At 60.9% G+C, this 5,833-nt stretch carries 5 protein-coding genes; all 5 read right to left on the minus strand.

Annotated elements, in window-relative coordinates; translation table 11 throughout:
• Positions 1 to 268 precede the first annotated feature (268 nt).
• Positions 269 to 1,003, minus strand: a complete 735-nt coding sequence (gene mtnN, locus AC0AP0_RS07890) for a 5'-methylthioadenosine/S-adenosylhomocysteine nucleosidase (RefSeq protein WP_490430065.1) — start codon at positions 1,001 to 1,003, stop codon at positions 269 to 271.
• A 65-nt stretch (positions 1,004 to 1,068) separates the two neighbouring features.
• Positions 1,069 to 2,289: a 3-deoxy-7-phosphoheptulonate synthase gene (locus AC0AP0_RS07895; RefSeq protein WP_490430066.1), complete on the minus strand. Its 1,221-nt coding sequence runs from the start codon at positions 2,287 to 2,289 to the stop codon at positions 1,069 to 1,071.
• A complete protein-coding gene (locus tag AC0AP0_RS07900; RefSeq protein WP_490430067.1) occupies positions 2,286 to 3,431 on the minus strand; it encodes a 3-deoxy-7-phosphoheptulonate synthase in 1,146 nt (381 codons plus the stop codon). Before AC0AP0_RS07900 ends, AC0AP0_RS07895 begins: the two co-directional genes overlap by 4 nt.
• A gap of 156 nt (positions 3,432 to 3,587) precedes the next feature.
• On the minus strand, positions 3,588 to 4,952 hold the full coding sequence (locus AC0AP0_RS07905) for a C1 family peptidase (RefSeq protein ID WP_490430068.1): 1,365 nt from the start codon (positions 4,950 to 4,952) through the stop codon (positions 3,588 to 3,590).
• 111 nt (positions 4,953 to 5,063) lie between these two features.
• Positions 5,064 to 5,833, minus strand: a 770-nt coding sequence (locus AC0AP0_RS07910) for a CPBP family intramembrane glutamic endopeptidase (protein ID WP_490430069.1), incomplete at its 5' end; no start/stop codon positions are given.

The raw sequence follows: 5,833 nt of genomic DNA on the forward strand, positions 1-5,833 counted from the left end.
GAAACTCAACCTGTGCTGGCTCGATCAACCGAACTTAGGAGACCCAAGGGTCCCGACCAACGGTCTTTGGTATGCAAATGGCAATAGTACACAGGTCGGCCGCAGCCGTCAAGTCCATATACACGACAAGCTCGGCTTCTACCATTTTTGCGGGCCGCATAACGGGCGCAGATTCACGGCACCCGAACCTTAACGGGTACAGCCCACCAGAACGCGGGCCTATAGGCACCACCATGCCACTCGGCCAAGCGCTCCTGTTGATCTGCACTCAGAGCTCGCGTACGATGCCCAGCACCAATTTGGCAGCTGTGTCGGCATATTTGGATATGTCAAACTCCCGGAAAACCTCGTAGTCGGTGTCGGCGTTGTCGCTCAGAGCGCGGATGACCAGAGCCGGAACCTTGTTGCGGGCCGCCACGTGACAGACGGCCGCACCCTCCATCTCGACCGCATCGGCCCCAGTCTGCTCCTTGACCTGTGCGATCTTCTCCGGGCTGTCCACAAAGTAGTTGCCGGTTGCAATGGTGCCGACGATGTGCTTGATCCCCATGGCATCCAAGGCCCGATCAGCCAGATCCAACAGGTGAGGGTCCGAGTGGAACTCCTCCATGCCGGGGGCCGATTGGGCCACCAATCGCATGTCGGTATCCAGATAGCGCAGGGTACCTCCAAGGACCACGTCATTGATGTGCAGGTCCTTGTTCAGGTTGCCGGCAATGCCGGAGAAGATGACAACCTTGGGATGGAGGGCATCGATCAGATATTGCGTGGTGGCGGCAATATTGACAGTGCCCATGCCACCCACGGTGGCAGCCAACCGAACAGGGCCGTGCGACCCATCAAGGGTGCCGCATATAACCTTCAGACCGGCATCACCGGCATGGGGATCCTGATCGACCTGCTCCAGGCCTCGGCCAATCAGGGCCACCTCCTCATCCATGGCTCCTATGACGGCAACCGGCCGTCGATCTTCGCCCTCCAGGGAACCATCCGTTTCGCTCATGCCTGACTCCTTATCCATGATTTCACCCGCGACCGCGGCCCGACCAGCCTACTGCAGGCTGTAAGTCAACGAGCCGTGCTGCGACGACGGTCCACTGCCCCCGCCAACTCTTCCAGCAGATCTTGAGTATCAGGCCAAGAGATGCAGCGGTCAGTGATCGAGCACCCGTAGACCAGTTGGTCCAGCGGGGCCGGCTTCTGATTGCCTCCACGTATGAAACTCTCCATCATCAGCCCGGTAAAGCCCTCCTCGCCGTCGCCTATCCGCTGGGCCAACTCATGGACAACCTGGATCTGGCGCCGCTCATCCTTGCCAGAATTGCCATGGGAGGCATCGATGAGCAGCCCGTGGGCAGCCGCGCTATCCTTGGGCATGCGCTGGCGCAGCACGGCAAGGGCCGCCCGCACCGAGTCCTGATCGTAGTTGGGGCCGGACTTGGAACCGCGAAGGACCAGATGGCAGTCGGGGTTGCCCATGGTCGCGACGGCTGCGGCCTGACCCTCGTGATCTATCCCGAAGAAGGTATGACGCTGAGAGGCCGCAAAGCAGGAGTCGATGGCCACGTCCACGCTGCCGTCCGTAGCGTTCTTAAAGCCGATGGGCATCGACATGCCACTGGCCAGCTCCCTGTGAACCTGGCTCTCCGTGTTCCGAGCACCGATGGCCCCCCAGCTGACCGCGTCAGAAATGTACTGGGGCGATGTGGGCTCAAGAAATTCCGTGGCCGCCGGAAGCCCGGTCTCCAGCACACCCAGCAGGATACGCCGTGCCAGGACCAAGCCCTTCTGAATGTTGTGGCTGCCATCCAGGTCGGGGTCGTTGATTAGCCCCTTCCAGCCGACCGTAGTCCGTGGCTTCTCGAAGTAGACCCGCATGACAATTAGCAGCCGATCCTTCAACCGCTCATTGACTGCCGACAGACGACGAGCATAGTCCAGCGCGGCATCCGGGTCGTGGATGGAACAAGGACCCACAATGACCAGCAACCGGTCGTCCCGCCCATGCAGACAGTCCACAATCTCCTGCCGAGAGCGGATGACCAGGTCCTTGGCCGGTCCATCCAAGGGGTATCGGGTCAGCATCTGCGCGGGCGAAGGCAGGCGATCAAGCTCAAAGACTCGCCTGTTGACGATCCGACCTATGCCTACCTCGTCCTCCCACCTGGGTAGGTTCCCCGACTGCAATGGGTTGACGCCGGCCGCCAGCGCCTTGTGCACCAGTTCAACCTCGTAGGCCTTGCTGGGTCGGTGCAGAGGCTCCTGTGGCTCATCCTTCATCCCACTCATGCCTTCATCCTTTCCCGACGGACTTGCACAGCATCGGCCAGGATCTGCAACAGTTCCTCGGTCCTGTCCCAGGAGATGCAGGCATCGGTGACAGACCGGCCGAAAACCAGCTGATTTAGCGGAGCCGGTTTCTGGTGACCACCCTCAAGAAAACTCTCCATCATGATGCCCGACAAGCCCTGCTCACCCTTGGCGAGACGGTCTGCCAGCTCCTCGACCACCAGGGCCTCACGCACGGGGTCCTTACCGCAGTTGCCATGAGCTGCGTCCACAATCAGACCGCGGCAGGCACCAGGGCCCAGCGGTGCTTGATGCATGACCTCCAGGGCGGACCGGACGGATTCCGCATCGTAATTGGGGCCATGACTGGAACCACGAAGAATTATGTGGCAGTCGGGGTTGCCTCTGGTCTCGGCAGCGATGACATGGCCGTCCAGGTTGATGGACAGGAAGTGATGTTCGGATGCCGCAGCCAGACAGGAATCGACCGCAGCCTCTACACTTCCCTCGGTCGAGTTCTTGAAGCCCATGGGCATGGACATGCCGCTGGCCAGCTCCCTGTGAACCTGGCTCTCCGTGTTCCGAGCACCGACGGCCCCCCAGCTGACCGCGTCGGAAAGATACTGCGGGGTGATGGGGTCCAGCCACTCTGTGGCCGCCGGAATCCCCTGACCCAGAACCTGCCAGAGCACCTGGCGGGCCAGGCGAATCCCCTTGCGGATGTTGAATGTTCCATCCAGGTCGGGGTCGTTGATCAGCCCCTTCCAGCCGACCGTAGTCCGAGGCTTCTCGAAGTAGACCCGCATGACAATCAGCAGCCGATCCTTCAACCGCTCATTGACTGCCGACAGCCGACGGGCGTACTCCAGAGCAGCTTCCGGGTCGTGGATGGAGCAGGGACCGGTGATGACCAGCAGCCGGTCGTCCCGACCATGCAGAACGTCCCGGATGGCCTGGCGGGAATCCCGGACCAGCTCCATACGCTTCGAATCCAGGGGCCGCGAGCGCAGAAAGACCCTGGGGGCCGGGATTGGATCCAACTGACGAATGTTGACATCCACTGTCTCGGGAAAGACGGCCGTATCGGCAAAATACTGCCGCTCCTCTTCCGGGATGATATCCGGTTCCTTGACGAATGCCACGGTCGCTCTCCTCTCTGTCGTACTGCGACGATCCTGCCCAAATTCCTCATGACCGCCCGCATCCGGGCCAATGCGGACAGTCCGTTCCCGCGATCCATATAGACCACGGGAACGAACAGTTTGATGGATAAAAGTGGATGAATTTAGTGCTGCTGCTCAGGCCAAGGCACCCATGGGATCCCAGACGGGCAGCATGATGGCCTCCTGATCAAAAGCCTGACGATACCCGTCAGATAGCATGGACTTGGGCACAGCCACCTCGTAGACATACTCGCTGAACCAGTCGTCGCTCATGGTGAAGTAACCCTTGTTGGCAATGTCAGCGCCCCAGGAGTTCTCCACCCGCCAGCGGTTGGTGGTCCGGCCGTCATCGGCCACGTCCACGCCCACGAATGCCATGGCGTGGTTCTGGGCCGAGTCGCCGAAGCGTACCCGCTGCTCCTTGTCCATGTCGAAGTCCACTCCGTAGACCCGGCCGTACTCGAACAGGTCGGTGGCCCACTGACCGGCCTTGCGGTCCATCATGGGATGGCAGTCGGCGCCGAACCAGACTGGCAGGCCCTGCTCGCTCATCAGACGACGGGCGCAGTCCTTCATGACCTCTACAGGAACGTTCAGATACTCGGTGGGATCGCCGCCAGCCACGTTGCCCAGGTGCTCGATGCCGATCTTGCGGCCCTTGGGATGCTCGGGGCGTGGATCGTCGACCAGGCAGACATAGTCCTCAAGCCCGGCATTCACGTAGCGCTTCCAGAACTCCTGCGGGGTGATCCGCCCATCACGGTGGAAGACGCCGTCCTTGTCGGTCCACTCCCAGTCGAAGCTGGTGGGCGGAGTGCCCAGGTGAATGGTCAGAATACGGTGACCGGCCTCCAGGGTCCGGTCGATGATCTCGTCGATGCCGTCCGGGTTGGCCACCATGTGAGCCGTGGCCTGGTGAAGCAGACGACGCAGCTGATCGTTCATCTGGCTGGTGTTCTGGGAGGAGGCGGTCTCGGGATAGTACTGCTTGGGCACTGCGCCGTACTTCTTATAGATGTTCATGGCCATGATCCACTGACCGCCATCTCCCATCACATCGCCCATCAGGAAGCGCATAAGCTGGGAGTCCACGGGCTCGCCGACGCGCACCAGAGCCGCCACGTCACGCAGGAAGTAGTTGACGCGCTCAAGCTTGTCGTAGTACATGGCATAGTTCTGGGACAGCTCGAAGTCGCCCATGGGGTTGGCGGTGCTTTCGCCATCAATGTTCAAAGCCTTGCGGGCCACGAATCGGGCTACATTCAGCGAGCTGAAGAGCCAGCAACGGCCGGAGTGCGCCTGCGAGGTGACCGTGCCATTGTCGATGCTGACCGAAAATCTGTGCTGGAGCAAGCGTGAGCGATTATAGTTGTGGGCCACTTCGTCAATGCCTACCTGAGTGACGGCGTTCATGGCGACGTGGTTGGCCTCGCGCTCATCGAAGGCGGTGCGCAGGCCCTCCAAACGGGTCTGATCCAGTGGTGTCAGTGCTGATGTCATACGGTCTGTCCTTGCTTCCTTTCATGCGGATGTATCTGCATCCCTGCATCCAGCATAGCGGGAATCAGTCATCAAGGGTTCGCCTGGTGGAGGATGTGGACAACTGCACTGTCAAGCCAGAGAGAAGCGCTGGGCTGCATTGACCACGGCCAGGACCACCAGGACAGCCAGCCCGAGGGAGATCCAGCCCTTATAGGTTCCGGGGCGTGAGCGATTGGCGCGCAGGTAGTCTGCCAGCTGTCCCCGAATCAGCCAGAGGACGACCAGTCCGCCAACCAGGCCCAGAAGGGTCATACCCTGGTTGATCATCGTGCCGGTGCGGGCCGGCACCGTCTGGGTCAGCCACATCATGGCGTCAGCAAGGACCAGGTTGTTGAAGATATGCAGAGCCATGGACCAGAGGATGGAGTATTCCATGGCGATGAAACCCAGAACCAGGCCCAGCAAGAAGGTGAATAGACTCTGGGTGATGTCCCCGTGCAGGCAGGCGAAGATAAAGGAGGAGGTGACGATGGCAAAGATTCGCCCGTAGGGTCTGAGCCTGCCCATGACCACGCCGCGCAGCAAAAACTCCTCGACAACAGGGACCAGGATAGCCGTATCCAAGGGCGACAGGAACCCGTGCTGGCCCGCAGCGATCTGGGAAGTGGTGGAATGGTAGACCAGCCCCAAGGCCTGGGATCCCTGGTTGACCACCCAGGTGAAGCCCGTCTCGATGCTGCTGGCCAGCATAATTAGCAGGATGGCCCCGATAAGCACGGCCGGACCGGGATTGGTATGAGCCTTGTACCGCACCGGGTTGGTGCCGCGGCCGAGCAGGTCCTGGCCACGGGTGCCGAAGAGGAAGACCAGCATGACCAGATCGCCCAGCAGATCACCTA

Source organism: Bifidobacterium sp. POST2/T3 (B1) (assembly GCF_058197115.1).